Source organism: Pseudomonas farris (assembly GCF_019145235.1).
Lineage (GTDB): Bacteria > Pseudomonadota > Gammaproteobacteria > Pseudomonadales > Pseudomonadaceae > Aquipseudomonas > Aquipseudomonas farris.
Window position 1 is genome coordinate 472,347 of record NZ_JAHSTV010000004.1, and the last position, 26,003, is coordinate 498,349.

The 26,003-nt window shown below is 59.1% G+C and carries 24 protein-coding genes; 11 read left to right on the plus strand and 13 right to left on the minus strand.

Going from position 1 to position 26,003, the window contains the following annotated elements; genetic code table 11:
• Window positions 1–663 precede the first annotated feature (663 nt).
• Window positions 664–1,002: a hypothetical protein gene (locus KVG95_RS11120; protein WP_217856413.1), complete on the minus strand. Its 339-nt coding sequence runs from the start codon at window positions 1,000–1,002 to the stop codon at window positions 664–666.
• Between the two features lie 234 nt (window positions 1,003–1,236).
• Between KVG95_RS11120 and KVG95_RS11125 the strand changes: the two genes are divergently transcribed.
• The 3 genes from KVG95_RS11125 (at window position 1,237) to KVG95_RS11135 (ending at window position 3,622) form a co-directional block, all read left to right on the plus strand.
• Window positions 1,237–1,770, plus strand: a complete 534-nt coding sequence (locus KVG95_RS11125; protein WP_225922990.1) for an HD domain-containing protein — start codon at window positions 1,237–1,239, stop codon at window positions 1,768–1,770.
• A 103-nt stretch (window positions 1,771–1,873) separates the two neighbouring features.
• Window positions 1,874–2,665, plus strand: a complete 792-nt coding sequence (locus KVG95_RS11130) for an XRE family transcriptional regulator (protein ID WP_217856415.1) — start codon at window positions 1,874–1,876, stop codon at window positions 2,663–2,665.
• A 282-nt stretch (window positions 2,666–2,947) separates the two neighbouring features.
• The gene (locus KVG95_RS11135; protein ID WP_217856417.1) at window positions 2,948–3,622 is read left to right on the plus strand and encodes a polysaccharide lyase family 7 protein; all 675 of its coding nucleotides are present in this window, start codon (window positions 2,948–2,950) and stop codon (window positions 3,620–3,622) included.
• 93 nt (window positions 3,623–3,715) lie between these two features.
• Here KVG95_RS11135 and KVG95_RS11140 read toward each other — a convergent pair whose 3' ends face one another.
• A complete protein-coding gene (locus KVG95_RS11140) occupies window positions 3,716–3,961 on the minus strand; it encodes a DUF3079 domain-containing protein (protein ID WP_217856419.1) in 246 nt (81 codons plus the stop codon).
• 207 nt (window positions 3,962–4,168) lie between these two features.
• Between KVG95_RS11140 and KVG95_RS11145 the strand changes: the two genes are divergently transcribed.
• From KVG95_RS11145 to KVG95_RS11160, 4 genes are read left to right on the plus strand one after another with little or no spacing between them, the layout of a single operon-like run.
• Window positions 4,169–4,699 (plus strand): iron transporter, encoded by a 531-nt coding sequence (locus tag KVG95_RS11145; protein ID WP_217856421.1) that lies wholly within the window; start codon window positions 4,169–4,171, stop codon window positions 4,697–4,699.
• Complete coding sequence (locus KVG95_RS11150; protein ID WP_217856423.1) at window positions 4,700–5,032, plus strand: cupredoxin domain-containing protein; 333 nt, start codon at window positions 4,700–4,702, stop codon at window positions 5,030–5,032. It begins immediately after the preceding gene.
• A 22-nt stretch (window positions 5,033–5,054) separates the two neighbouring features.
• A complete protein-coding gene (locus tag KVG95_RS11155) occupies window positions 5,055–5,909 on the plus strand; it encodes an FTR1 family iron permease (protein WP_217856425.1) in 855 nt (284 codons plus the stop codon).
• The gene (locus tag KVG95_RS11160; protein WP_217856427.1) at window positions 5,897–7,276 is read left to right on the plus strand and encodes a 4Fe-4S binding protein; all 1,380 of its coding nucleotides are present in this window, start codon (window positions 5,897–5,899) and stop codon (window positions 7,274–7,276) included. The genes KVG95_RS11155 and KVG95_RS11160 overlap by 13 nt, the downstream gene beginning before the upstream one ends.
• A gap of 16 nt (window positions 7,277–7,292) precedes the next feature.
• On the opposite strand, the gene KVG95_RS11165 is transcribed toward KVG95_RS11160, so the two are convergent.
• The 11 genes from KVG95_RS11165 to KVG95_RS11215 all read right to left on the minus strand — a co-directional run bounded on the left by KVG95_RS11165 (window position 7,293) and on the right by KVG95_RS11215 (window position 21,948).
• Window positions 7,293–7,988: an anaerobic ribonucleoside-triphosphate reductase activating protein gene (locus KVG95_RS11165; RefSeq protein ID WP_217856429.1), complete on the minus strand. Its 696-nt coding sequence runs from the start codon at window positions 7,986–7,988 to the stop codon at window positions 7,293–7,295.
• Window positions 7,985–8,152 carry an anaerobic ribonucleoside-triphosphate reductase gene (nrdD, locus tag KVG95_RS30030; protein ID WP_017338867.1) on the minus strand — a complete coding sequence of 56 codons (168 nt, stop codon included), beginning with the start codon at window positions 8,150–8,152 and terminating at the stop codon, window positions 7,985–7,987. Before nrdD ends, KVG95_RS11165 begins: the two co-directional genes overlap by 4 nt.
• A 32-nt stretch (window positions 8,153–8,184) precedes the next feature.
• On the minus strand, window positions 8,185–10,200 hold the full coding sequence (locus KVG95_RS11175) for a ribonucleoside triphosphate reductase (protein WP_217856431.1): 2,016 nt from the start codon (window positions 10,198–10,200) through the stop codon (window positions 8,185–8,187).
• A gap of 266 nt (window positions 10,201–10,466) precedes the next feature.
• A complete protein-coding gene (gene moaA / locus KVG95_RS11180) occupies window positions 10,467–11,459 on the minus strand; it encodes a GTP 3',8-cyclase MoaA (RefSeq protein ID WP_217856434.1) in 993 nt (330 codons plus the stop codon).
• Between the two features lie 25 nt (window positions 11,460–11,484).
• Entirely contained in the window at window positions 11,485–12,444 is a 960-nt protein-coding gene (locus tag KVG95_RS11185) for a peptidylprolyl isomerase (RefSeq protein ID WP_217856436.1), read from the minus strand.
• A 10-nt stretch (window positions 12,445–12,454) separates the two neighbouring features.
• Entirely contained in the window at window positions 12,455–13,135 is a 681-nt protein-coding gene (gene narI / locus KVG95_RS11190) for a respiratory nitrate reductase subunit gamma (protein ID WP_048392509.1), read from the minus strand.
• A complete protein-coding gene (gene narJ, locus KVG95_RS11195) occupies window positions 13,128–13,883 on the minus strand; it encodes a nitrate reductase molybdenum cofactor assembly chaperone (protein ID WP_048392506.1) in 756 nt (251 codons plus the stop codon). Before narJ ends, narI begins: the two co-directional genes overlap by 8 nt.
• A gap of 2 nt (window positions 13,884–13,885) precedes the next feature.
• Window positions 13,886–15,424, minus strand: coding sequence for a nitrate reductase subunit beta (gene narH / locus KVG95_RS11200; protein ID WP_038982852.1), 1,539 nt, complete (start codon window positions 15,422–15,424; stop codon window positions 13,886–13,888).
• 1 nt (window position 15,425) lies between these two features.
• Window positions 15,426–19,199 carry a nitrate reductase subunit alpha gene (locus KVG95_RS11205; RefSeq protein WP_217856438.1) on the minus strand — a complete coding sequence of 1,258 codons (3,774 nt, stop codon included), beginning with the start codon at window positions 19,197–19,199 and terminating at the stop codon, window positions 15,426–15,428.
• A gap of 69 nt (window positions 19,200–19,268) precedes the next feature.
• Window positions 19,269–20,666, minus strand: a complete 1,398-nt coding sequence (locus KVG95_RS11210) for a NarK family nitrate/nitrite MFS transporter (protein WP_217856440.1) — start codon at window positions 20,664–20,666, stop codon at window positions 19,269–19,271.
• Window positions 20,644–21,948: an MFS transporter gene (locus KVG95_RS11215; RefSeq protein WP_217856442.1), complete on the minus strand. Its 1,305-nt coding sequence runs from the start codon at window positions 21,946–21,948 to the stop codon at window positions 20,644–20,646. Before KVG95_RS11215 ends, KVG95_RS11210 begins: the two co-directional genes overlap by 23 nt.
• A gap of 304 nt (window positions 21,949–22,252) precedes the next feature.
• Here KVG95_RS11215 and KVG95_RS11220 point away from each other — a divergent pair, with 304 nt between their 5' ends.
• The 4 genes from KVG95_RS11220 to KVG95_RS11235 all read left to right on the plus strand — a co-directional run bounded on the left by KVG95_RS11220 (window position 22,253) and on the right by KVG95_RS11235 (window position 25,933).
• Window positions 22,253–24,055 carry a HAMP domain-containing protein gene (locus tag KVG95_RS11220; RefSeq protein WP_217856444.1) on the plus strand — a complete coding sequence of 601 codons (1,803 nt, stop codon included), beginning with the start codon at window positions 22,253–22,255 and terminating at the stop codon, window positions 24,053–24,055.
• Window positions 24,052–24,699 (plus strand): two-component system response regulator NarL, encoded by a 648-nt coding sequence (gene narL, locus KVG95_RS11225; RefSeq protein ID WP_052964418.1) that lies wholly within the window; start codon window positions 24,052–24,054, stop codon window positions 24,697–24,699. The genes KVG95_RS11220 and narL overlap by 4 nt, the downstream gene beginning before the upstream one ends.
• Window positions 24,700–24,785: 86 nt before the next feature.
• Window positions 24,786–25,460 carry a Crp/Fnr family transcriptional regulator gene (locus KVG95_RS11230; protein ID WP_217856446.1) on the plus strand — a complete coding sequence of 225 codons (675 nt, stop codon included), beginning with the start codon at window positions 24,786–24,788 and terminating at the stop codon, window positions 25,458–25,460.
• Window positions 25,461–25,534: 74 nt separating this feature from the next.
• Window positions 25,535–25,933 (plus strand): putative zinc-binding protein, encoded by a 399-nt coding sequence (locus KVG95_RS11235; RefSeq protein WP_217856448.1) that lies wholly within the window; start codon window positions 25,535–25,537, stop codon window positions 25,931–25,933.
• Window positions 25,934–26,003: the final 70 nt, after the last annotated feature.

The window sequence follows — 26,003 nt, forward strand, 5'->3', positions numbered from 1 at the left end:
GGCCTCGAAAACATACAAACAAATTAAAAGGATTTTAAATGCGATTCACCCCAGTACTACTAGCGCTCGCCCTTGCAGGTTGCGCTGGCAAGCCTCCCCAGCTTTCCGAGGGTGCTCAGGCGAGACTAGATGCGCCGATGCCCACATCTGAAAAGCAGCGCGTTTGGGAGTGCGCGGGAACGAGCAACGTAATCGAAGGCCAAAAGTTCGTTCTCAAATTGCAGGGCAGACCAGTAGATTCGGGCGGCGAAATCTGGTCGACCCGGGAACGAGCGAAGCGCTTGGGCTGCACTCAGGCAGAGATGGACGCGCCGGATATGGGGAGATGGTCGAGCCCGTCGGTGTCTCCTCGCCCGCGCTGACCGGAAAGATCTGCTAGCGGTTCATGCGGATGAGGTGAAGGAGGGATCGTCTATAGGGACTCGGTGAGCGAAAAGTATCCGCCTATTATCGACTGACAGATTCACCGCCATTGAGCCCGCCGAGCGCGGGCTTTTTTGCGTCTAAAAATATGGGAGTGCGGGCAGAAGCCGGCGCAGGCTGAGCCAAAGGTGACGACCTCGCGCAGATCACACCCGATGCGCACGAAACTGCGGCCTATAACCGCCCACCTGCATCACCAAAGCGAATCGTGAGCAACGAGCGCCAGCAAGGCAAACCGAACTACTTTGCGCCGTAGCTTTTGCACATATCCTGTGCCATGGCCGCCATACCTGAGCTGTTGAGGGATTGCATCATAAATCCGACCTCGCTTTTGTAAGCAGGGTCTGAGCTCACTTTTCGGACTTCGGCCTTGGTTGCTTCGTCCATCTTGGGATCGCTGGCCATAGCATTTTCGATAGAGCCATTTAAGCCAGGGTTTGCTTTATTGCAGAGCTGCCCCATTGCAACAAGCGTTACGGCAACTTGATGCGTATCAACGGCTTGATTCGCGAAAGAGCTGCTGGCAAAGCCAAAGCTCACAAGGGACATGCACAGCGTTGCGTTCCTTAATGAAAACATTCAATAGCTCCTGGACGTTCAAATAAATAAGTATGTTCTAGGCCACTCTGGAGGCGCCCATGTCAGCACAACGCAAGGCTCAGTTCCAATTCTGCCTCCTCCGACCTGACTGAGATTGATTGGCTGGAAGCGAAGGCGGAAAACCTGATGCGGCTTCGTCGTCAGTTGGGGTATCCGTGCAGATGCGCGTCCAAGCCTATAAAGTAGCCACTTCCAAACAAGGAGGATGGAATATTGCTCATCAAAATTGAGCTGCTGGACGAGCTGCTTCAGCGCTATGCCGGATACCTCGGCAATGACTTCACCGGATACCGAAATCATGTGTACCGAGTCATCAACTTTTGTTGCTCGCTCAACATGCTGGATGCTGTAGACCTGGAAAAAATAGTGGTGGCCGGGGTATTTCATGACCTTGGCATATGGACGGCCAGGACGTTTGATTATTTGCCCCCGTCAGAGCAATTGGCAAAAGACTTCCTTCGGGAAATCGATAAGCTGGGTTGGACGGAAGAGATTATCTCGATCATTCACAACCACCATAAAATTACTCGGTCCCATACCGATCCACAGAACCTTGCAGAGGTTTTTCGGAAAGCCGATTGGATCGACGTATCCCACGGAGCGGTTACTTTTGGACTCTCACGACAGAAGCGACGTGAGGTGTTTTCGGCCTTTCCTGATGCAGGATTTCACTTTCGCTTAGTTCAGCTTTCGCTCAAGCGACTGCTAACGAACCCGCTGAGTCCACTGCCAATGATGCGGCTCTGAATGTAGTAATTCACTCGTCACCCACCCTATATAGCAGCATAGCTGCTTTATTTGCCAAAATTACTAGCAGCGCTATTTGCTGAAATATCATACTCTTGTCGCCATGAAAACACGCCGCCCCCTTACCCCTGAAGAAATCGCCGAAAGCATCAGGCTCAAGGCTATTTACATCCAGCGAAAGTCTGCTGCCAAAGCGGCTGGATCAAATCTCACTCAAGCAGATGTGGCTGAGGCCTGCGGATGGTCTGGCCAAAGCGCATTCAGTCAGTACGCAACCGGCAAGGTTCCACTGAACGTCGAGGCACTCCTGAAACTGGCAAAAGCCTTGCGCTTCGATGCCAGTGAAGTGAGCCCACGCCTGATGTCGACCGTTGCCAGCGTCCAGCCTTCCGAGCGCATCCAGCCAAGCGTATTGATGTCGGACATCCAGCCTTGGGATGACGACACGCCCCTGGATGACGATGAGGTCTACGTGCCCTTCCTGCGCGAAGTGGAACTGGCGGCCGGATCAGGCCGTTTCGTGATTGAGGAAAGCGATAGCGCACGGCTGCGCTTTTTCAAGAAAGACCTTCGCCATAACAGCGTTCAATTCAGCAACGCGAAGTGCGTGGTTGTCAGCGGCAACAGCATGCTGCCAGTGCTGCGTGACGGCGCAACCGTGGGCATCAACGTCGGCAAGAGCTCACTGGGCGATATCGTTGACGGCGACATGTACGCCATCAACCACAATGGTCAGCTACGGGTGAAGCAGGTTTACCGCCTACCAATGGGTATCCGCCTGCGCAGCTTCAATCGCGACGAGCATCCGGATGAGGACTACACCTTTGCCGAGATCCAGGAACAGCAGATCGTGATCCTCGGCCATGTGTTCTGGTGGGGGATGTTTGCCCGCTGATTGAACCGTAGACCCGTTTTTTACCAAATGAAGCCCGCCTGGCGCGGGCTTTCTTATGTCCGCGGAAAATATTATTAGCAGCGCTATTTACTTAAAATATAAGCACTGCTACTTTTACCTCAAGCCAAGACAACACCACCCGCATCAAAAGTCGCGGCGCGAGCAATAACGAAAGCATCACTTCTGCCCATTCATCGAGTGGGCAGTGGGATGTAAGCCTACATCAAAAGCGAAAGGCTCAATGGAGCAAAAGGTGACATCAATGAACTGAGGTAAATAACCATGACTGTAGACATCAGCAACTACACAATCGCTACACCGCTTCCTATCTCCGAGACCAACCCCATCGCACTTGAGCTCATCGGTTGGCGGGCCCTGCTTGAATGTCCGGAAGTCGTTTCGATGCTTCCGGATGGCTCGCTGCAAATGACGGCGCCGACGCTCGGTGCTTCGAGCAAAAGCACGCACCGGACGCGCTGCGAGTGGAAGGAGCCGGGTTATTGGCTATTCGCCAGCGCTGCTGACCACTGGAACCGACAAGAAATGCGGCTAACCAAAGTCAACTCGCTGCAGAAGGTCGTGATCGGCCAGATTCATGTGCAGGGTTCAGAGCGACCACCTGTAAAAGTGTTTTGGAACAAAGGCCGAATCACCATGGGGTTCCGGTCGAGTTATCTTCAAGAAGACCCGGTGAACACGACGGTTCTGGAAAACGTGCCGCTTGGTGCACTGTTCAAAATCAACATTCACGCCAATTCGAGCGGCGCTGTCTCCGTTTCGGCGAGCTGTAACGGCGTCAAATCGACCTCCGCAATCATGCGCCTCGACAACACCTGGGACACGAAAACGCTGGCCTTCCACGGCGGTGTGTACAACCAGATCGATTACTCCGACACCACCGACCCCGAAGACGGTTCGGTGTGCATCATCAGCGACCTTTCCATCACCCATGCTTGACCTGTAGGAGCCAGGCTTGCCGGCGAAGGCGTCCTTAAGCGCGCCTTCGCCAGCAAGCCGGATCGCCGCACCGCTGGCTCCTACAAAAACGGATCAACGCTTTGCGTGCAGCGCATCATCAGGCAGTGATTGAAAGTCATCCACCACCTTGTCTGTAGTAATGACCGCATCAAGGCCCCAGTCGCCAGGCAGGTGCCAATCCTCTCCAAACATCTCCGCCGGATGCATCGTGCGCTCGGAACCATTGCCGCACGCCAAGGACTTCGCCGGACAATACAGGTCGCATCCCCAACAAATCCGCTCGGGGTGTTTGGGGTTGACGGGGAAGTTCTTGGCCATGCCGATCTCCGATCATTGAGTGGCGTCGTTCCAACCTACAGCCCTTGCGCAACGCCAGCCTTGATACATATCAAGAATCGACATCGAGCCCCTCTGCGCAATCCCGAGCCATCGGTTTAATTGCTCAAAACTTGATAACAATCATTATTGTTCGCAGCAAAGCTTCCTAGACTCGGGCTCCTACTCGTCAGTGTTCAGGAAGCTATTATGCGTACCCCTTTTTCGCTATCACTCGCCCTGCTCTTGCTCACACCACTGGCTCACGCCAAGGAATACCCGATCGGGGAACCCCAGTTGTGTCCCGGGCTGGAAGTCGGGGCGGTGTATTTGCAGCCGATAGAAATGGCACCTGCGGGGATGATGCGCGCGACCGCGGATTCCGACGTCCACCTGGAAGCCGATATCCGGGCCACGGCGGACAATCGGCAGGGCTTTCAGGAAGGCAGTTTCGTGCCCTACCTGAACGTCTCTTTCAACCTGAAAAAACACGGCAGCGACCCCGAGGTCAAAGGCGATTTTCACGCCATGGTGGCCAATGACGGTCCGCACTATGGCGACAATGTGAAGCTGCTTGGCCCCGGTAAATATCAGCTGACGTTCACCGTCCTGCCACCCGGCGGTCATGGTTCCCTCGGGCGCCACACCGATAAAGAAACCGGTGTCGCTCCCTGGTTTGAACGCTGCGAACTGCACTACGAATTCATCTACGCCGGCATCGGTAAAAAAGGCGGCTATTGAATGAAGCGCCTGCGCATTGCCTGGCTGATCCTCGCCGGAGTCGTTGTGCCAGTGACGGCTTATGCCCAGTTACCCAGCTTTGAGCTGATCCTGCGCGATGGCCACTTCACGCCGGCCTTGCTGGAGGTGCCGGCCGGACAGCGCTTCAAGATCGTTCTGAAGAACGTCGGCCAAGGTCCGGCCGAGTTCGAGAGCACGCCGTTGCGGGTTGAAAAAGTCCTGTCGCCGGGTGTGACGACCTTCGTGGTCATTCACCCCCTGAGGCCCGGTCACTACCCCTTTTTCGATGAGTTCAATCCGCAATTGCCCGAAGGCGGCATCCTCGCGAAATAACCTGTCAGCGCACGGAGCTTGCATGAATCAATCAATGTTCATCGTCTGGCGCGAAAGTGTCGAGGCGTTACTGGTGATCGGTATTCTCCAGGTTTGGGCCAGCCAGCAAGGCCAACCTAATCGTCTGGTCAAATTCCTCTGGGCGGGTGTGGTGCTGGGGTTGATGCTCTCGGGCCTGCTGGCGGTGTTGATTCTGTTTGCCGGTGAGGCCATGAGCGGGTCAGCCAGTGAATGGTTCCAGGCCGCACTCGCGCTGGTTGCCAGCCTGTTGATGGTGCAGATGGTGGGCTGGATGCATCGCCACGGGCGCAGCCTCAACCACGATTTGCGACGACACGCCGACAGCCACCTGGCTCGACAAGGTGGCGCTGGTCTATTACTGCTGGCAATGCTCGCGATCAGCCGCGAAGGCAGCGAAACGGTGGTCTTTCTCTATGGCGCCGGCGCCCGGTTGCGAGGTCCGCAGCTCGGTTTGTTTGCCATCGGCGGCGTGTTGGGGCTGGTGCTGTCGGCGCTGACCATTACGCTGCTGCACAGCAGTCGCCGATTCATTTCATGGCAACGATTTTTTGCCATCAGCGAAGTCATCCTGCTCATGCTCGGCGCGGCCTTGCTGGTCAGCGGCACCGAGCGAATCGGCGGCCAATTGCTCGCCCTGGATTTGCCGGACATGGTTTACAGCCTCGTTGGCGAAGCGCTTTGGGACAGCAGCACGTTGCTGAGCGACAGCCACGGATTGGGTGGCTTTCTTGCAGGTTTCGCCGGTTATCGGGCAAGCCCCAGTGGCCTGACCTTGTTGGTGTGGATCGGTTATTGGCTGGCCGTCGGCGGCTGGCTGCGGCAACGGACTGCGGAGAACCTGCCATGCCCAACCTGAGCCGACGCAATCGATGGCTCCAACGACTGGGCGACGGGATGCGTCGCCATGCGCCCGTCATCCGTGCGGTCCAGTGGGCTGTTGTAGTGTTTTATGCGGTGCTGTTGGTGACCCCGGCGCTGTTGCCGCTGCCAGACAGCCAGGCACGGATACTCGACAACCTGACCTTGCTCGCGCAGTTTCTATTCTGGGGAATCTGGTGGCCGTTCGTGTTGCTGTCGATGGTGTTCTTCGGCCGACTCTGGTGTGGCGTTCTGTGCCCGGAAGGTTCGCTCAGCGAATGGGCCAGCCATTACGGTAAAGGCCTGGGTGTGCCGCGCTGGTTGCGTTGGGGCGGCTGGCCTACCTTGGCGTTCTGCCTGACGACCCTCTACGGCCAGTTGATCAGCGTCTATGACTACGCCCAGGCCGCGCTGTTGATTCTGGGCGGTTCGACCGTGGCAGCGGTCATCGTCGGGTTGTTGTTCGCCCGGGGCAAGCGAGTCTGGTGCCGTTACCTGTGCCCGGTCAGCGGAGTCTTCGCCCTGCTCGCAAGGCTTGCCCCTGTGCACTTTCAGGTCGATGAACAACGCTGGCTAGAAAATGCCGCACCGCGCCTGCCGCCGCCCAACTGCGCTCCCCTGCTCGATATCCGCCGCCTGCAAGGCGCCAGTGATTGCCACGCCTGCGGACGCTGCAGCGGGCAACGCGGTGCCGTCCAACTGATCGCCCGCTCCAGCAATCAGGAGATTCTTCACGCGACGGCGCAGACGCTATCCCCCTGGGATACGCGCTTGCTGCTGTTCGGCGTGATCGGCTTGGCCATGGGCGCGTTTCAATGGACGGTCAGCCCATGGTTTGTCGCCCTCAAACAATCCCTGGCCCAGTGGCTGGTCGAACACAACCAGCTCTGGGCCCTGCAGGACAATGCTCCCTGGTGGCTGCTGACCCATTACCCGCAGCTCAACGACAGCTTCAGCTGGCTCGACGGTTTCAGCATCGTCGCTTACCTGAGCTTGAGTTCGATCTTGCTCGGCACGGCGTTGATGCTGCTCCTGCGCCTGACGGCCCGACTGGCGCAAGATCGCACTCTGTATTGGCCTTTGGCGCTGACACTCACGCCCCTGGGAGGTGCCGGTCTGTTTCTCGGGCTGTCGGCCACCACCGTCAAATTACTGCGTTATGAAGGTCTGCTGCTGGAGTGGGTGCAACCGGCCAGGGCCTGTCTGTTATTGGCCGCGATGGGTTGGAGCCTGCTACTGGGTTGGAAACGGCTGAGTCGCGAAGGTCTTTCCCAGGTGCGACGCGGGTCCGCCATCGCCTGCCTGCTCCTGGCCGAAGGCATGGTGGGATTTGGCTGGTGGTTGCAATTCTGGGGCTGGGCTTGAGTTCCCCCAGCCCCCTTTACCCGCGCAACACGAAGGCTGGAAACAACTCGCGCATGGCCTCCCACAACTCTGGCAGCAACGCTTGAGCCGAAACGCTCGGCAACAGCGGATCGAACATCCGCTCGGTGCGAACCAGTTGCACGGCAAAGCGTTTGACGCCAAGCGCATTCAAGCGTTTGGCCAGGATCAGCAGACGCGCCGGCTCGAACAGATGCCAATGCACGGTGGTGCGACATTCGTAGTCGACACCACTGGCCAGCAGATGCTCGAGGCTGCGCCAGTTGGCGGTTCCACTGCCCTCGACCCGGGTGATGGCCTGGCAATCCTCGGGCAACGCCTTGACGTCGAAACCGACCCAATCCGCCCCGGTCAATGCCTTGGCAAATGCAGCAGGCTTGATCCCGGCGCTGTGCAAGCCGATGCGAAATCCCATGCCCCGCACTTCGTCCATGGCGCTAAGCAAGCCGTCCTGCAGAGTCGGTTCACCGCCGCTGAACACCACGGCATCAAGCAGATCCTGACGACGTTGCAGAAACGCCAACACCCGCCGCCAATCCACTTCCTCACTGCCACGAGGGGGAATCAGCTGCGGGTTATGACAATAACGACAACGCCAGGCGCAACCCTGGCAAAACAGCACGCAGGCGAGCTGTCCCGGATAGTCGATAGTGGTCAGGGGCACCATGCCCCCGACCCGAAGCATTCGACTCATTGCCGCCCGGCCAGTGCCGCGCTTTCAGTGAAGTGCACCCGCTCACGGTGCTCCGACTGTTTACCCGGATTGAACGCCGACACAGGACGGTGATAGCCCATCACCCGGGTCCAGACTTCGCAGCGTTGACGTTGAGCCTGGGGCAGTGTTTGCGATGCAGTCATGGTGAAGCTCCTTGCGGTTGAGTGGATCGAAATCAATGAACGGCGCCGGCTTTCTGTTCTTGCAGCAGCAGGACCTCGTCGCATTTGGGGCAGAACTCATGTTCGCCATCGAGGTAGCCGTGCACCGGGCAGATGGAGAACGTCGGGGTCACGGTCAGGTACGGCAGGCGGAAACGTCCAAGGGCTTTTCGCACCAGTTGCTTGCAGGCTTGGGTCGAGGAAATTCGCTCGGCCATGTACAGGTGCAAGACTGTGCCGCCGGTGTATTTGCATTGCAGTTCGTCTTGAAGTTCCAGGGCTTCGAAGGGGTCTTCGGTGTAGCCCACGGGCAGTTGCGAAGAGTTGGTGTAATACGGCGCCTGCACACTGCCGGCCTGGAGAATGTCGGGATAGCGCTTGAGGTCTTCCTTGGCGAAGCGGTAAGTGGTGCCTTCTGCCGGTGTCGCCTCCAGGTTGTAGAGATGACCGGTTTCCTCCTGGAAACGCAGCAACGTGGCGCGCACGTGGTCCAGCATATTCAGGGCAAACTTGCGGCCCTGCTCGGTGTGCATGCCCTCCTCGTCGCCGCTGAAATTGCGCAGCATTTCATGCAGGCCGTTGAGGCCGATGGTTGAAAAATGGTTACGCAAGGTGCCCAGGTAGCGCTTGGTGTAAGGGTACAAACCGGCATCCATGTGGTGCTGAATGACCTTGCGCTTGACCTCCAGGCTCTCCATCGCCAGCTGCATCAGCGTGTCCAGTCGCTGCAACAAACCACTGGTGTTGCCCTTGAACACATAGCCCAGACGCGCGCAGTTGATGGTCACCACGCCGAGCGACCCAGTCTGTTCCGCCGAGCCGAACAAACCGCCGCCGCGCTTGAGCAACTCGCGCACATCCAGCTGCAAACGGCAGCACATCGAGCGCACCTGATTGGGCTGCAGATCCGAATTGAGGAAGTTCTGGAAGTACGGCAAACCGTAGCGCGCCGTCATCTCGAACAGACGGTCGGCGTTTTCACTGTCCCACGGAAAGTCATGAGTGATGTTGTAGGTCGGGATCGGAAAGGTGAACACGCGCCCTTTGGCATCGCCAGCCTGCATCACCTCGATGTAGGCGCGATTGAGCAGGTCCATTTCGACTTGCAGGTCGCCATAGGCAAACGGCATTTCCTCCCCGCCGATGACGGGTATCTGCTCACGCAAATCCTGCGGGCACACCCAATCAAAGGTCAGGTTGGTGAACGGCGTCTGGGTGCCCCAGCGTGACGGTACGTTGAGGTTGTAGATGAACTCCTGGATCGCCTGGCGCACTTCTTGATAACTCAGCTGGTCCTTGCGCACATAGGGCGCGAGGTAGGTGTCGAACGAGCTGAATGCCTGGGCACCGGCCCATTCGTTTTGCAGGGTGCCGAGGAAATTCACCATCTGCCCCAAAGCGCTGCTCAAGTGCTTCGGCGGACCGGCTTCGACACGCCCCGGCACACCGTTGAGCCCCTCGTGCAACAGGGTGCGCAGCGACCAGCCGGCGCAGTAGCCGGCGAGCATGTCGAGGTCGTGCACATGCAAATCCGCCTCGCGGTGGGCCTGGCCAATGGCCTCGCTGTACACCTCGTCCAGCCAGTAGTTGGCAGTGACCTTGCCCGACACGTTCAACACCAGCCCGCCCAGTGAGTAGCCTTGATTGGCGTTGGCCTGAACCCGCCAGTCTTCACGGTCCAGGTACTCGTTCATCGAGGTCGCCACTTCGACCATGGTCCGGCGGTCGCGACGCAAACGTCCGTGTTGTTCGCGGTAGACGATGTAGGCGCGCATGGCGAAGAAGAAACCGGCGTCCATCAACACCCGTTCGACACGGTCCTGGATCTGCTCGACATGCAGCCTTGGCAGTCCGTCCAGCCGAGCGAGTACCGCCTGAAGCAAACCTTCAACCTCAACCTCGGTGTACTCCCCCGTAGCCTTGCCGGCAGCGATCAACGCCTGACGGATTTTGTCGGCATCGAAGGCGACCAGACTGCCATCGCGCTTGTGCAAGCGGTTACATCCTACTGAGATCAGCGTGCTCTGCATTCGGCCTCCAGATACTACATATAGATGTTTATAGACAAACAAACACAACATGCAGTGAAGACTACGGACAAAGGGCTGATCTGCAATTGATCGATATCAAGATTTGCCGGTGAAAAAAAACGCCCGATGACGACAAAAGAAAATCCAATGTGGGAGCGGGCTTGCTCGCGAAGAGGCCATCACATTCAACATCATTGTTGACTGATAGACCGCTTTCGCGAGCAAGCCCGCTCCCACATTGGATTTGCTGTGTTTTACAGATCAGCTCAACCGCCACTCATGTTCATGAACCGCACTATCTGCACCTCCCCTTCGGGGCTGAAATCGTGGCGCAACGGCTTGCCGCGCAAGGCCTTCTGCACCGCGTTGATCACGGGCTGATCATCCAGCGGATAACGCCGCAGCAATCCTCTTAAATCCAGCGCGTCCTCCTGCCCCAGACAAAGCAACAGCTTCCCTTCAACAGTCATCCGCACCCGATTACAGCTGCCACAGAAGTTGTGGCTGTTGGGTGAAATGAAACCGATCCGGGTATCGGGATGGCGTTCCAGGCGCACGTAGCGCGCCGGTCCGCCGCTGCTCTCAGTGCTGTCGAGTAATCGATGCTGGCTTGCGATCAGCGCCCGTACCTCGTCGCTGGAACAAAACGATTCTCCCCGTGAGCGCCCGACGTCGCCCAAGGGCATTTCTTCGATAAAACTGATGTCGATGCGCTGATCGATGGCGTATTGCACCAGCGCCGGGACTTCATCGAAGTTGCGCCCTTTCATCACCACGCAGTTGAGTTTGATCCGTTCAAACCCCGCGTCCCGCGCCACTTCAATGCCGTTGAGCACCTGATCAAGATCGCCGATGCGGGTGATTGCGCGGAATTTCTGCCCGTCCAGGCTATCGAGGCTGATGTTCATCCGCTTGACCCCCGCCTCCGCCAATGGCCGGGCCAGACGGCCCAGTTGCGAGCCGTTGCTGGTCATCACCAGTTCGCGCAAACCGGGCAGCGCGGCGATGTTGCGGCACAGTTCGACAATGCCCGGGCGAATCAGCGGTTCGCCGCCGGTCAGGCGGATTTTGCGTACGCCCAACCCGACGAACAGCGTTGCCAGACGCTGCAACTCCTCCAGCGTGAGCACCTGCTGACGCGGCAGGAAGGTCATGTTTTTCGCCATGCAATACACACAGCGAAAATCACAACGGTCCGTCACCGACATCCGCAGATAATCGATCTGCCGTCCAAAGCCATCCTGCATTACAGCGTTCATCACATCTCCCGGTTTGCCTCGATGCTCACTGCACCAGCGGTGAGTCGGCGCCCTGCAAGTGGATGCCGCGAATATCCGCCGCACCGATCAGGGTTTGCAGGTACTGCACCAGGGCTTTTTGCCAGACGCCTTGCTGCAACTGCGTGCGAATCGCCGTCGACACCACTTCATAGGGCAACGGCATGCCTTCGATCCGCTGATCGACACTGACCACATGCCAGCCGTAGCGACTTTCCAGCGGTTTGCTGGCCAGGCCCGGCGCCAGAGTGAACAGCTGACGTTCCAGTTCGGGCACGGTCTGGCCCTTGCTGATTTGCCCCAGAGAACCGCCCTGAGCCTTCGACGGGCAGGCCGAATACGTCACGGCCAGCTCGGCGAAACTGCCGGGGAAATCCTCCAGACGTTGCAGCAGAACTTCCGCCTGATCATGCGCAACGGCGCGCGCCTCGACATCATCCGGCGCGCATTCGAGCAGGATGTGCCGAACCGCCAGCAACGGTGCGCTGTGAAAGCGCCCGCGATTGTTTTCGTAGTAACGAAGACTGGTTTCCTCGTCGCATTGAGGCACGTGCACCTCGCGTTCGAGTAACAAACGCGTGGCCGCTTCTTCTTCGTTTTCCCCCGCGCCGATCTCCAGCGACACGCCGAGTTCGGCAATGCGCTGCTGCAACAACTCGCGGATCACCAGCGCCCGGGCGGCCAGATAGACCGCCTCTTCGCGGCTTTCGGCCGGGTGATATTGCAGCTCCTGGGCCATCGCTTCCGGGGTGATCGACACCTCGTTGACGCTGATGATCGGCCACTCCTGCTCGCTGCTAGCGATCAACTGCAACGGGGCGTCATCGGCCGCTGCGGGCTCAACCGGCAAAGCTTCGAACTGCGCCTCTGCGACCGGCGCGATGTCGAGAACGGCCTCCGCTTTTTTTGAAGAACCGCAGCCACCGCTGCCCCCATTACCGCCACCACATCCGCATCCACCTGACATGATTGTCTCCTCAGTACTTCTGACGAACGATTTGATAACGACGCCCCAGGTACCAGATCGGTGCGCTGATCATGTGTACGAGACGGGTGAAGGGGAACAGCACAAACAGGGTCAAACCGAGAAACACATGCAGCTTGTAGGTCAGCCCGACCGGCGCGATGGCCGCCGCCGCTTCCATCGGCCGCAACAGCACGGTGTTCTGCGCCCAATCAGCGAGCATTACCATCACCGAGCCATCCATATGCGCGGTGGACGCCGCAATCGTCAGCAGACCGAGTAGCAACTGCGCTAGCAGGACCAGCAGAATCAGAATGTCCGAAGGGCTGGAGGTGGCACGTACCCGTGGATCGGTGAGCCGCCGATTGACCAGCATCAGCAAGCCGATCAAGCACAGCAGGCCAAAGAATCCGCCGGACACCATCGCCAGCAACTGCTTGTTCTCAGTGCTGATGACATGGTGATAAACCGACGCAGGCGTCAGCAGGCCGACGAAGTGCCCGGCCAGCACGAACAACACACCGATATGGAACAAGTTGCTCGCCACGCGCATGCCGCGTTGGTTGAGCATCTGGCTCGAACCTGCCTTCCAGCTGTATTGCGACAGGTCGAAGCGGGCCCAACTGCCGATCAGGCAAATGGCCAGGGCGACGTAGGGATAGATCCCGAACAACAATAGATTCCATTTAGACATTACCGACCTCCTTGGCTGGCGCGGCGGCCAACCCTTCATGCTGAAAATCCACCCAGTGCAACGGCACCGCGCTTTCTTCCCGAGCCTTGCCCGGTGCGCTTGGCAGTCCACTGCAACGGTCCTGCTGTTCGGCCTGGAGAAAGTCCACGGCCTCCTCTTCCCAGATCTTGTCGAGGGCTTCGAGGGAGTCGTCACGGGGTTCCGCGGCGACCTGCGCCCGCAGGTCAGCCACTGCTTGATGAGGCTCGGCCCCGGCAATTTGCAGCAGTGCCCGGAAGCAGCTGGCATAGGCGCTTTCGCGCTCTTCCAGACGTGCGGCGAGCAAGGCCAGCAAGTGCGAAACATCCGCCAGGCCCTCGCGGGCCTCGATGTCTTCGCGGGTGGACAGGAACTCCAGGTACAGCGGGATATAGTCCGGCAGCTCTTTGACGCCGATGGCAAAACCGGCTTCTTCGTATTGCGCCATCATGTCGACCATGGCCTGGCCACGGTCGCGGGACTCGCCGTGCACGTGCTCGAACAACAACAGCGATAGCGAGCGACCTCGGCCGAACAGTGCACCGTAGTGCTCCTGCCCATCCATCAGGTCATTGCCGCAGATCAGCTCGAGCAATTCGAACAACGCACCGCGCTGCTTGGGGCTGATTTCCCGTGACTGGATAATCGCCTGCTCCAGTTCGTCACGCCCGCCAATCAGCGTCTCGGTCGGGTAATCGAGCAGCAGCGAAATCACTTTGAGAATTTGCATGCTCATTCCTCCCACAACTGGACGGTTTTCAGGATGTCGCGGCGGTTGGCTTTCTTCGCACCGAACATGTTGGTGTCGGAACTGCCGCTGCAGCCGCTGCCGAAACTGAAGCCGCAACCGGAGCGTTCGGCAAAGGCGTCGCTCATGGCGTCTTCACGGTGCGCGCTCGGTACCACAAAGCGGTCTTCATAGTTGGCAATCGCCAAGTAGCGGTACATCTCCTCGACCTGGGCCACGCTCAAGCCGACATCCTTCAGTACTTGCAGGTCCTGAACGCCATCGACTTGCTCGGAACGTTTGTAAGCGCGCATCGCCAGCAAGCGTTTAAGCGCACGCTTGACCGGTTTTTCATCGCCGGCGGTCAGCAGGTTGGCCAGGTACTTCAGTGGAATACGCAGGCTGTCGACATCCGGGATCACCCCGTTCATACCGACGGTGCCGGCAGTGGCGGCGTTCTGGATCGGCGACAGCGGCGGCACGTACCAGACCATCGGCAAGGTGCGGTATTCCGGGTGCAGCGGCAGTGCGAGTTTCCAGTCCACGGCCATTTTGTAGACCGGCGAACGCTGGGCTGAATCAATCACCGACTGCGGTACGCCATCGGCCAAGGCCTGACGAATCACTGCCGGGTCATTCGGGTCGAGGAAGATCTCCAGTTGTTTCTCGTACAGGTCCTGCTCATTGGCAGTGCTCGCCACTTCGCTGATGCGGTCGGCGTCATACAGCAGCACCCCGAGGTAACGAATGCGCCCGACGCAGGTTTCCGCGCAAACAGTTGGCATCCCGGCTTCGATACGCGGGTAGCAGAAGATGCATTTCTCGGACTTGCCGCTCTTCCAGTTGAAGTAGATTTTCTTGTACGGACAGCCGCTGATGCACATCCGCCAGCCACGGCATTTCTCCTGGTCGATCAGGACGATGCCGTCTTCTTCACGCTTGTAGATCGCCCCGCTCGGGCACGACGCCGCGCACGTCGGGTTGAGGCAGTGCTCGCACAGGCGCGGCAAATACATCATGAAAGTGTTTTCGTACTCGCCGTAAATGTCCGCCTGAATCTTGTCGAAGTTCTTGTCCTTGCGACGCTTGGCGAATTCGGTGCCGAGGATTTCTTCCCAGTTCGGGCCCCACTCGATTTTTTCCATGCGCTTGCCGGAGATCAGCGAGCGCGGGCGCGCAGTGGGCTGATGCTCGCCCAGCGGCGCGGTGTGCAGGTGCTGATAATCGAAGTCGAACGGTTCGTAATAGTCGTCGAGGCTCGGCAGATCCGGGTTGGCGAAAATGTTCGCCAACACGCGAAATTTACCGCCGATGCGCGGGTTGATCGTGCCGTTGGCGTTACGGATCCAGCCGCCCTTCCACTTGTCCTGGTTTTCCCATTCTTTCGGGTAACCGATCCCGGGTTTCGATTCGACGTTGTTGAACCAGGCGTATTCCATGCCTTCACGGCTGGTCCAGACGTTTTTGCAGGTGATCGAACAGGTGTGGCAACCGATGCATTTGTCCAGGTTCAGAACCATGCCGATTTGTGAGCGAATCTTCATCTCAGTTCTCCTCGATATCGGTCGGCAGCGGACGTGGCAGGTCATCGCCACTTGAACCATCGAGCCAGTCGACTTTGGACATTTTGCGCACCACGACGAATTCGTCGCGGTTGCAACCGACGGTGCCGTAATAGTTGAAACCGTAGGCCTGCTGGGCATAGCCGCCGATCATGTGGGTCGGTTTGAGCACGACGCGGGTGACCGAGTTGTGGTGGCCGCCACGGGTCTTGGTGGTTTCGGAACCTGGCACGTTCACGATCCGTTCCTGTGCGTGATACATCATCACCATGCCGTCCTTGACGCGCTGACTGACCACCGCCCGGGCGGTCAGTGCACCGTTGACGTTGAAGCATTCGATCCAGTCGTTGTCCTCGATGCCGGCGCGTTTCGCGTCGTTCTCCGAGAGCCAGACAATCGGCCCGCCACGGCTGAGGGTCAGCATCAGCAGGTTGTCGCTGTAGGTGCTGTGGATGCCCCATTTTTGGTGCGGGGTAATCCAGTTCAGGACGATTTCGGTCTCGCCGTTGCTGCGCTTGCCTTTCACCCCTTCGATGGTGCGGGTGTTGACGGGCGGGCGATAACTCATCAATTGCTCGCCGAACGCCTGCATCCACGGGTGATCCTGGTAGAACTGCTGGCGACCGGTGATGGTGCGCCATGGGATCCCTTCGTGAACGTTGGTGTAGCCGGCGTTGTAGCTGACGTGATCGTCTTCGAGACCCGACCAGGTCGGGCTGGAAATGATCTTGCGCGGCTGTGCCTGAATGTCGCGAAAACGAATCGCCTCATGGGCCTTGGACAGCGCCAGGTGGCTGTGGTCGATGCCGGTGAATTCCGACAGCGCGGCCCAGGCCTTGACGGCGACCTTACCGTTGGTTTCCGGCGCCAGGGACAGAATCACTTCCGCAGCATCGATCGCCGTGTCGATTTTCGGACGGCCGTGACTGATACCGGCATTGCCTTCTTTGTGATTGAGTTCACCGAGGAATTTCACTTCCTCTTCGGTGTTCCAGTTGATGCCCTTGCCACCGTTGCCGTGTTTTTCCAGCAATGGCCCAAGGGACGAGAACTGCTTGTAGATGTTCGGGTAGTCACGCTCCACCACGTGCAGGTTTGGCGCGTTCTTGCCCGGCTCCGGTGCCACGCCGGCGCTTTTCCAGTCGGTGCCGCCAAACGGTTGGGCCAGTTCGCCGACGCTGTCGTGCATCAACGGGATGGTCACCAAATCCTTTTCAACGCCCAGATGCCCTTCGGACATGCTGGAAAACGCCTTGGCGATGCCTTTGTAGATTTCCCAGTCGGAACGCGATTCCCACGCCGGGTCGATGGCGGCCGACAACGGGTGAATGAACGGGTGCATGTCCGAGGTGTTCATGTCGTCTTTTTCGTACCAGGTCGCGGTCGGCAAGACGATGTCGGAATAGACGCAGGTCGAGGACATGCGGAAGTCCAGCGTGGTGACCAGATCGAGCTTGCCGATGGCGCCCTCGTCCACCCATTCGGCTTCTTCGGGTTTGCAGTCGCCGACCTGGCCGATGTCTTCGTTCATCACACCGTTCTTGGTGCCGAGCAGGTACTTGAGCATGTACTCGTGGCCCTTGCCCGAGGAGCCCAGCAGGTTGGAACGCCAGATGAACATGTTGCGCGGGAAGTTGACCGGGCTGTCCGGCTGTTCGCAGGAGAAGCGCAGCGACCCGTCCTGCAGCGACTTGACCACGTAGTCTTTGGGGTCCATGCCGGCCGCAGCCGCGTCGCGGCAAATGTGCAAAGGGTTAGTGTTGAGTTGCGGTGCGCTGGGCAACCAACCGGCGCGTTCGGCGCGGATGTTGTAGTCCAGGGCATGCTCGGGAAATTGTGATTTATCGGCCAAAGGCGAGAGCACGTCGTGCATGCTCATTTTCTCGTGGCGCCACTGCGAACTGTGGGCGTAGAAGAAGCTGGTGCCGTTCATTTGGCGAGGCGGACGGTTCCAGTCCAGGCCGAACGCCAGGGGCAGCCAGCCGCATTGCGGGCGCAGTTTTTCCTGGCCGACGTAGTGTGCCCAACCACCACCGGTCTGGCCGACACACCCGCAGAGCATGAGCATGTTGATCAGCCCGCGGTAGTTCATGTCCATGTGGTACCAGTGGTTCATCGCCGCGCCGACGATGATCATCGAGCGACCCTTGGTCTTGTCGGCGTTGTCGGCGAACTCACGGGCAATCTGGATGGCTTTCTCGCGGCTGACGCCGGTGATCTGCTCCTGCCACGCCGGGGTGCCGGGCACCGAGGCGTCGTCGTAATCCTTGGCCACGTTAGCGCCGCCGAGGCCGCGATCGATGGCCAGGTTGGCTGCGGACAGGTCGAACACGGTGGCGACTTTGGCTACGCTGCCGTCCGCCAGCACCACGTTATGCACTGGCACGCGACGGTATTGCACCGCATCGCCGGCCACGTGCTGGAAATGCTCGTGGGACTCGCCGGCAAAATACGGGAACGCCACTTCGGCAACGTCATCACCGATCAGGCTCAGCTTCAGATCGATCTCACGGCCCTCGCCACCTTCACGAGGCAGGATGTTCCACTTGCCCTTCTCGCCCCAGCGATAACCGATGGAGCCTTGAGGGGAAACCAGTTCGCCGCTGACATCCAGCGCGATGGTTTTCCATTCCGGGTTGTTTTCCTGGCCGAGGTTGTCGGTCAAGTCGCTCGCGCGCAAGAAACGGTCCGGCTGGTAACCGGCGCCCGGTGCCTTGTCGACCATTTGCTTGAGCAGCACCAGCACCGGCAAATCGGTGAAGCGCTTGGCGTAGTCAGTGAAATAGGCGCTCGGTTTGTCCAGGTGGAATTCTTTGAAGATCACATGGTTGAACGCCTGCGCCAGCGCCGCATCGGTGCCCTGCTTAGGGTTCAGCCACAGGTCGGTGAGCTTGGCGACTTCCGAGTAGTCCGGGGTGATCGCCACAGTCTTGGTGCCCTTGTAGCGGACTTCGGTAAAGAAGTGCGCGTCCGGGGTACGGGTCTGCGGGACGTTAGAGCCCCAGGCAATGATGTAGTTGGAGTTGTACCAGTCGGCCGATTCCGGCACGTCGGTCTGCTCGCCCCAGACCATCGGCGAGGCCGGTGGCAAGTCGCAGTACCAGTCGTAGAAGCTCAGGCAGGCGCCGCCGATCAGCGACAGGTAACGCGAGCCTGCGGCATAGCTGACCATCGACATGGCCGGAATCGGCGAGAAACCGACGATCCGGTCCGGGCCGTATTGCTTGATGGTGTAGACGTTGGCCGCCGCAATGATCTCGTTGACTTCTTCCCAGTTGGAACGAATGAAGCCACCCATGCCGCGCTTGCTTTTATAGGAGTCGGCCTTGGCCTTGTCCTCGACAATGCTGGCCCAGGCTTCGACCGGCGCCATGGTCTGCCGCGCATCGCGCCAAAGCTTGAGCAACGGCTTGCGGATTTTCGGGTATTTGAGGCGGTTGGCGCTGTAGATGTACCAGCTGTAACTGGCACCACGGGGGCAGCCACGGGGCTCATGGTTAGGCAGGTCGTTACGGGTACGCGGGTAGTCGGTCTGCTGGGTTTCCCAAGTGATCAGGCCGTTCTTGACGTAGATTTTCCACGAGCAGGAGCCGGTGCAGTTCACCCCGTGGGTGGAACGCACGATCTTGTCGTACTGCCAGCGCGAACGGTAGACGTTCTCCCAGTCGCGAGACTCTTTGCGGGTCTCTCCATGACCGTCGGAAAACTCGTTTTGCTTACGGTTGAAAAACCGCAATTGATCCAGTAAATGACTCACGGTGTAGTCCTCTCAGGCTTTGTCGCGGAGTCTGTGCCCCGCCCACGCAATGGTTGAATTCGGGTCGTCTCAGCAGGGTGTCGCGGCGCCTTTGCGCGCGTACCACCACCAGGTCACCACGATGCAGCTCAGGTAAAAGCCGACGAACATGTAGAAGGCCATCTCCGGGCCGCCGGTCTGGGCCATCGAAGTGCCGAAGGATTTGGGAATAAAGAACGCGCCGAAGGCGCCCATGGCCGAGCTGAAGCCCAGGACCGCGGCTGATTCTTTGCCGGCATCCTTGAGTGCTTGTTCGCGCACGGCGGGTGGTTTTCCGGCCGAGGCTTTTTCGTGCTGGGTGCGGAAGATCACCGGGATCATGCGGAAGGTGGAACCGTTGCCGACGCCGGTGGTGATGAACAGCAGCATGAACATACCGAGGAAGCCGTAGAAGTTACCGCCCTGGCCGCTTTGCGGCAGAAAGTGCAGAACACCGAACACCATCACGATCATCAGCACGAAGTTCCACAAGGTCACTTTCGCGCCACCGAGCTTGTCGGCCAGCCAGCCACCCAATGGCCGTACCAGAGCGCCAACCAGTGGACCGAGAAAGGCAAACTTCAAGGCAATCACGTCAGGGAAGGAGGTTTTGATCAGCAGCGGAAACGCGGCGGAGAAACCAATGAACGAACCGAAGGTCGCCAGGTACAACCAGCACATCAGCCAGTTGTGTTTGCGTTTGAAGATCACCGCCTGTTCGCTGAAAGAAGCGCGGGCACTGGACAGGTCATTCATGCCGAACCAGGCCAACACCGTCACCAGGACAATAAAGGGCACCCAGATGAAACCGGCGTTCTGCAGCCACAACTGGCCACCGTCCGGCAGTGCTTGCGGCGAGCCGCCCATGAAGCCGAACACACCGAAGGTAATCACCAGCGGCACACAGAACTGCATCACCGAAACGCCCAGGTTACCCAACCCGGCGTTGAGGCCAAGGGCCGTGCCCTGCTGGGACTTGGGGTAGAAGAAGCTGATGTTGGACATGCTCGAGGCAAAGTTGCCGCCACCAAAACCGCAGAGCAAGGCAATCAATACGAACACGCTGTAGGAGGTGCTCGGGTCCTGCACGGCGAAGCCCATCCAGATCGATGGCAACAACAGCGACGCGGTGCTCAGGGCGGTCCAGCGCCGGCCACCGAAGATCGGCACCATAAAGGAATAGAAAACGCGCAAGGTCGCGCCGGACAACCCCGGCAACGCCGCCAGCCAGAACAGCTGGTCAGTGGTGAAGGTGAAGCCGATGGCGTTCAAACGCACAATCACCGTGCTCCAGACCATCCACACTGCAAAGGCCAACAACAGCGCAGGAATGGAAATCCACAAGTTGCGAGTGGCGGTCTGTTTGCCGCTACTTCCCCAGAACGCGGGGTCCTCGGGGCGCCAGTCATGAATGACCGGGCCTTTGTCAGGCTTTTGCAGAACGGACATGTTCTTCTCCTAGGGCAATGCTGGAAATCGGGGACGGGGTCAGCAGCGGCGCTTTACCCAGCACCGGGCTTTTGCGTATTTCGCTGAAGTACATCCAGGTGAGGGAGACCCAGACCACGCCGTACATCAACATGAAGCAGGAAGAGCGCACGCCGGTGAGGTCCACCAGGGCGCCGAACAGGATCGGCAGCACAAAACCGCCCAAACCACCGGCGAGGCCGACGATGCCGGACACCGCGCCCATGTTTTTCGGGTAGTCATTGGCGATGTATTTGAAGACCGAGGCCTTGCCGAACGCGAAGGCGATGCCCATGACGAACAGCAGCACGGTGAACAGCGCAGGGCTCAGGCCGATGTGGAAATCCACCGGGCCGTTGATGGTCTGCACTTGCAGTTGGGTCTGGGGATACGAGAGCAGGAACAGGCAGATCCAGCTGACCCACAACACCCACCAGGTCACGCTTTGCGCACCCCAGCGATCCGACATCCAGCCGCCGACGGCGCGCAGTACGCCACCGGGCAGAGAAAAACACGCTGCCAGCAGCGCCGCGCTTTGCAGGCTGAAACCGTATTCCTGCACGTAGTACTTGGTCATCCACAGGGCCAGGGCGACGTAGCCGCCGAAGACGATCGAGTAGTACTGGCAGTAGCGCCACACCGCAGGGTCCTTCAGCGAGCGCAATTGCTCACGCAAGCTGGCGCCGGTGGCACTGTGGTGGTCCTTGTTCTCGGCACTGAGGAACCAGAACAGCAGCGCGGTGATGAAGAGGATCGCGCTGAAGACTTTTGGCACCAGCTGCCAGCTGCCGGCAGCGATCAGTGCCGGGGCAAGAAACTTGGTCACTGCGGCCCCGGCGTTACCGGCGCCGAAGATGCCCATGGCGAAGCCTTGATTCTCCTTGTCGAACCATTTGGCGACGTAGGCAATCCCGACCGAGAACGAGCCGCCGGCCAGGCCGACGAACAAGCCCAGCACCAGGAACTGCCAGTAGGCGGTGGCGTGACTGATCAAATACAGCGGTGCGACGCAGGCCAGCATCAGCAGGAAGAACACACTGCGTCCGCCAAAACGGTCGGTCAGCAAACCCAGCGGCAAACGCACCAACGAGCCGGTCAGCACTGGGGTCGCGGCCAGCAGGCCGAATTGGGTTTCGTTGAGCTGGAGAAGGTCCTTGATCGGCACCCCGAGCACGGCAAACATCATCCAGACCATGAAGCACACAGTGAAGGCCAGCGTGCTCATGCCCAGCACCAAGCCTTGTCGTACACGCGGTGGGTTCACAATGCTCTCCAGTCAGTTAGCCATGGCGGCAGACTAGAGAGGCCAACCCCGCAAAAACTTGATCCATGTCAACGAAGCCCTAGGGGGCATAGGCCTATGCTTGTGCGGTCTACCTCTAAGGAGGTAGTGCAATAAAGCCTTAAAACCCTTTATTTATCAGCTCGTTAAGGGTTTTAACCGACGCTTTTGCTGACAAGGAACAGTCGACAACTCTTTAGAGGTAGCGCGCCCGGGATCGGCGGCAAAACCCCACGCTGGAACTTTGCATGCTTTGTTTTCTGATCTTTTCCCCGAACCTGCGCCGATGATGCGCTGGTTGCGCAGCTCCCTGCCCGCTCGCGCCGGGCTGGCGGTGATCCTAATCGCCGTGCTGGCGCTCGCCAGTTCGTTGAGCGCCGGGCTGATCGCCTGGTTCAGCCAGGGCGATGCCGCCGCCATCAACACCGCAGGCTCGGTGCGCATGGAGACCTATCACCTGAGCTGGAAACTGGCCGCGGGGGCAACGCCCTCAGAAATCGCCGCTATCACCGACAGCCTGCAAACCCGTCTCACCAGCCAGTCACTCAAGGCCGTGCTGGAAGATGGCCCGACCGCCGCCCTGCAAGTCAGCTATGGGCAAATCCAGCAACAATGGAACGAGGATTTACGCCCGGCACTTGAGCGCGGTGATGCGGCAGCCTTTCAAGTCCAGGCTCATTCCTTCGTTGAGCAACTGAACCAGTTCGTCAATCTGTTGCAGCGTCAAAGTGAACAAAAGCAGGGCTGGCAACAGGCGATCCAGGGCATGGCCTTGTTCACCACCATGATTGTCCTGCTGATCGGGTTGTACGAGTTGCAGTACGGTGTCGTCACGCCCCTCAAGGAGTTGGTGGACGCAACCCAGCGCTTTCGTCGCGGCGACTTCAAGGTGCGGGTCAACCATCAGTCCCAGGACGAGCTGGGCCAGTTGGCCACCAGTTTCAACACCATGGCCGAAACGATCGAAGAGTCGCACCGCACTCTGGAAAGTCAGGTCCGGCAAAAAACCCTGAACCTGCAACAAGCCAATGCCGCCCTGGAGCTTCTGTATCAAAGCAGCCGAAGCCTGGCCACACGCCTGGCCAATGCCGAAGGCCTCGATGAATTGATTCGACGCTTCCAGCAACGCCTGCCCGGCTTGCGCCTGTCGCTGTGTCTGCAAGGCCAACTGCAGGCACCGGCCCAACAGCTACTGGCCCTGCATGGCGCGAATATCCGCGAAGTCTGCGCCAGTAGCGACTGCGCTACTTGCCAGAAGCACCATAAAGCCAATCCGCAAGCCTTCAGCATCAGCAACCAGGGCAGTGAACTGGGTGAGCTCAAGGCACACTTTGTCGACGGGCATTCCATGCAAGCCTGGGAAACCCGACTGATCCAGGCCTTGGCCAACCTGATCGGCACCTCACTGTCGCTCAAGCGCCAACGGGAACAGGATCATCGCCTGCTGCTGCTCGAAGAACGCACGATCATCGCCCGCGAGCTGCACGATTCACTGGCCCAGGCCCTGTCCTACATGAAGCTGCAAGTCAGCCGCATGCAGACCCTGATGCGCCGGGGCGAACCGGTCCAGACCCTGGAAACCGTCACCGCCGAATTGCGCGAGGGACTGAACAATGCCTACCGCCAGTTACGCGAGTTGCTGACGACTTTTCGTTTGCAGATTCACGACGCGGGACTGGTGCAGGAACTCAAGGACACCGCCGAGGAATTTTCCCGTCGCGGGGAGTTTCAGGTGCATCTGCACGTCGACACGCTGGCCTTTCAGCTATCGGCCAGCGAACAAATACATATTCTGCAGATCACCCGCGAGGCGCTCTCCAACTGCTTGCGCCACGCCCATGCGCAAAACGCCTGGCTACAACTGCGCCAGGACGGCGAGACGGTCAGGCTGTCGGTCGAAGACGACGGTCGCGGCTTCAGCGGCAATGTCGATCAACGCGAACACCACGGCCTGAACATCATGGATGAGCGGGCTCGCAGCTTGCACGGCCAGCTGCAGATCATCTCCAGGGAACCCCAAGGCACCCGTGTCCAGCTGGAATTCCACCCGGAATTTCTCGGGCAGCAAACAGAAGGTAGCGTCACATGACCCCGTCCCCGCAACACAGAATCCTGCTGGTAGACGACCATCCGATGATGCGTCACGGCATTCGTCAGATGCTCGAACTCGAAGATGATTTCCTGATCGTCGGCGAAGCCAGCCAGGGTGAAGAAGCACTCGGCCTGATTGAGCCGCTTCGACCGGATCTGGTCTTGCTCGACAACAACATGCCGCAAATGAATGGCATCGAAACCCTGCGCCGATTACGGGCGATGCACTACACCGGCAAAGTGCTGCTGTTCACTGTGTCGGACGCCGAAGACGATATTCGCGACGCACTACGGCTGGATGCCGACGGTTATCTGCTCAAGGACATGGAACCCGAACTGTTGATCCAGTACATCCGCGATGCCTTGAACGGCGCCTTGGTCATTAGCCCCGGCCTGACTCAAGTCATGGCCCAGGCGCTGCGCTCGCCGCCGCGCCAGGCCGTGGTGGAACTGACCGAGCGTGAGCGTCAGGTGTTGAAAACCATCGCCAGCGGCTTCAGCAACAAGGTCATCGGGCACAAGCTGGGCATCACCGAAGGGACGGTCAAGGTCCACGTGAAAAACCTGCTGCACAAACTCGGCTTGCGCTCGCGGGTGGAGGCGGCGGTGTGGGCCATGGAGCATCTGCGCAGTGCGGGCTGACGGGCATCCCTCCTTGGAGGTAGGCCTGCAGAGGCATAGGTCAATTGGCCTGCGCTCTCTACTATGACGGTCAGCGGAGGTACGCCATGCTGACCCACCCTTCCATCGTTTTAACGTTGCGTCGTCATCATCTGTTCAGCCAGCTCCCGGAGAAAGTCTTCGAGGAAGTCTGCAACCTGGCCATGCTCAAGCGCCTGGCCTGTCACAGCACCCTCATGCATCAAGGGGATCCGGCCAGGCGTTTTTTCCTGCTGGTCAGCGGCCAGGTCAAGTTGTACCGGCTCACCGGCGAAGGCCAGGAAAACCTGGTGGAGATCATTCAGCCCGGCCAGACCTTTGCCGAGGCCTTGCTGTTCAGCCAGGCCCGTCTCTACCCGGTGAGCGCCACGGCCCTGAAGGACAGCGTGCTGGTGAGTATCGAGGGCAACCATTACCGCAATGCCCTGGAGGACCAGCCGAAAGTCTGTCTGGCGATCCTCGCGAGCATGAGCGTTCACCTGCACCTGCGTCTGCGCGACATCGATACCTTGACCATGGCCAGCGCGAGCCGTCGGGTGATTAATTTTCTATTCCAGGAACGCCACCCGGTTACCGGCCAGATTGTCTTGCAGGTGTCCAAACGCCTGGTGGCGTCGAAGCTGGGGATTCAGCCGGAAACCTTCTCGCGGATTTTGCATCGCCTGGTGGAGTGCGGCCTGATCGCCATGGAGCGTCGCCATATCAGCATTCTCGCTGAAGAAGAGCTGGCGGCTTTCCAATAGTCGGAATTGACCGCCATCAAGGCGCAATGCCACGCGCCTTGCACACTGGCAGCGTCCATCCACGGAGAGTACAAATGCCCCGTTCAACCCTGCCTTTGGTTTACTCCTGCTCAGGTTGCTCCAACGTCGCCCAACTGGCCAACACCCTGGCCGTGCGACTGGAGCGCAGCGGCCTGGCTGAAATGTCCTGCATCGCCGGTGTCGGCGGGCATGTGGCGGCGCTGGTCAACAAAGCGCGCTCGGGGCGCCGGATCTTCGCGCTGGATGGCTGCCCGTTGCAATGCGTTGAAAACTGCCTCAAGCAACATGGCCTGCATGCTGATGTGCACCTGATTCTCAGTCATTACGGGCTGCGTAAACGCCATGGTGTGGATTGCACGCAGGCGCAGAGTGATGAGTTGTTTGAAGGGATCAGGCAGTTGATTGCCAGTGATGCTCGCCAGCATGAAAGCCGCCGGGAAACGATGGCCTGAAGAACAACAAAAATCCAATGTGGGAGCGAGCCAGCTCGCGATAAGGGAGTGTCAGTCGACATCAATGTTG

Bases quoted from the DNA above. Each gene is read 5' to 3' on its own strand.
- moaA (WP_217856434.1), bottom strand. From the start codon at position 11,459: ATGAACGCTGTAATGCAGGATGGCTTTGGACGGCAGATCGATTATCTG.
- KVG95_RS11175 (WP_217856431.1), bottom strand. From the start codon at position 10,200: ATGCAGAGCACGCTGATCTCAGTAGGATGTAACCGCTTGCACAAGCGC.
- KVG95_RS11120 (WP_217856413.1), bottom strand. From the start codon at position 1,002: ATGTTTTCATTAAGGAACGCAACGCTGTGCATGTCCCTTGTGAGCTTT.
- KVG95_RS11210 (WP_217856440.1), bottom strand. From the start codon at position 20,666: ATGTCCGTTCTGCAAAAGCCTGACAAAGGCCCGGTCATTCATGACTGG.
- KVG95_RS11135 (WP_217856417.1), top strand. From the start codon at position 2,948: ATGACTGTAGACATCAGCAACTACACAATCGCTACACCGCTTCCTATC.
- KVG95_RS11160 (WP_217856427.1), top strand. From the start codon at position 5,897: ATGCCCAACCTGAGCCGACGCAATCGATGGCTCCAACGACTGGGCGAC.
- narH (WP_038982852.1), bottom strand. From the start codon at position 15,424: ATGAAGATTCGCTCACAAATCGGCATGGTTCTGAACCTGGACAAATGC.
- KVG95_RS11150 (WP_217856423.1), top strand. From the start codon at position 4,700: ATGAAGCGCCTGCGCATTGCCTGGCTGATCCTCGCCGGAGTCGTTGTG.
- KVG95_RS11130 (WP_217856415.1), top strand. From the start codon at position 1,874: ATGAAAACACGCCGCCCCCTTACCCCTGAAGAAATCGCCGAAAGCATC.
- narI (WP_048392509.1), bottom strand. From the start codon at position 13,135: ATGTCTAAATGGAATCTATTGTTGTTCGGGATCTATCCCTACGTCGCC.
- KVG95_RS11235 (WP_217856448.1), top strand. From the start codon at position 25,535: ATGCCCCGTTCAACCCTGCCTTTGGTTTACTCCTGCTCAGGTTGCTCC.
- KVG95_RS11145 (WP_217856421.1), top strand. From the start codon at position 4,169: ATGCGTACCCCTTTTTCGCTATCACTCGCCCTGCTCTTGCTCACACCA.
- KVG95_RS11140 (WP_217856419.1), bottom strand. From the start codon at position 3,961: ATGGCCAAGAACTTCCCCGTCAACCCCAAACACCCCGAGCGGATTTGT.
- nrdD (WP_017338867.1), bottom strand. From the start codon at position 8,152: ATGACTGCATCGCAAACACTGCCCCAGGCTCAACGTCAACGCTGCGAA.
- KVG95_RS11185 (WP_217856436.1), bottom strand. From the start codon at position 12,444: ATGTCAGGTGGATGCGGATGTGGTGGCGGTAATGGGGGCAGCGGTGGC.
- KVG95_RS11155 (WP_217856425.1), top strand. From the start codon at position 5,055: ATGAATCAATCAATGTTCATCGTCTGGCGCGAAAGTGTCGAGGCGTTA.
- KVG95_RS11230 (WP_217856446.1), top strand. From the start codon at position 24,786: ATGCTGACCCACCCTTCCATCGTTTTAACGTTGCGTCGTCATCATCTG.
- KVG95_RS11165 (WP_217856429.1), bottom strand. From the start codon at position 7,988: ATGAGTCGAATGCTTCGGGTCGGGGGCATGGTGCCCCTGACCACTATC.
- narJ (WP_048392506.1), bottom strand. From the start codon at position 13,883: ATGCAAATTCTCAAAGTGATTTCGCTGCTGCTCGATTACCCGACCGAG.
- KVG95_RS11220 (WP_217856444.1), top strand. From the start codon at position 22,253: ATGATGCGCTGGTTGCGCAGCTCCCTGCCCGCTCGCGCCGGGCTGGCG.
- narL (WP_052964418.1), top strand. From the start codon at position 24,052: ATGACCCCGTCCCCGCAACACAGAATCCTGCTGGTAGACGACCATCCG.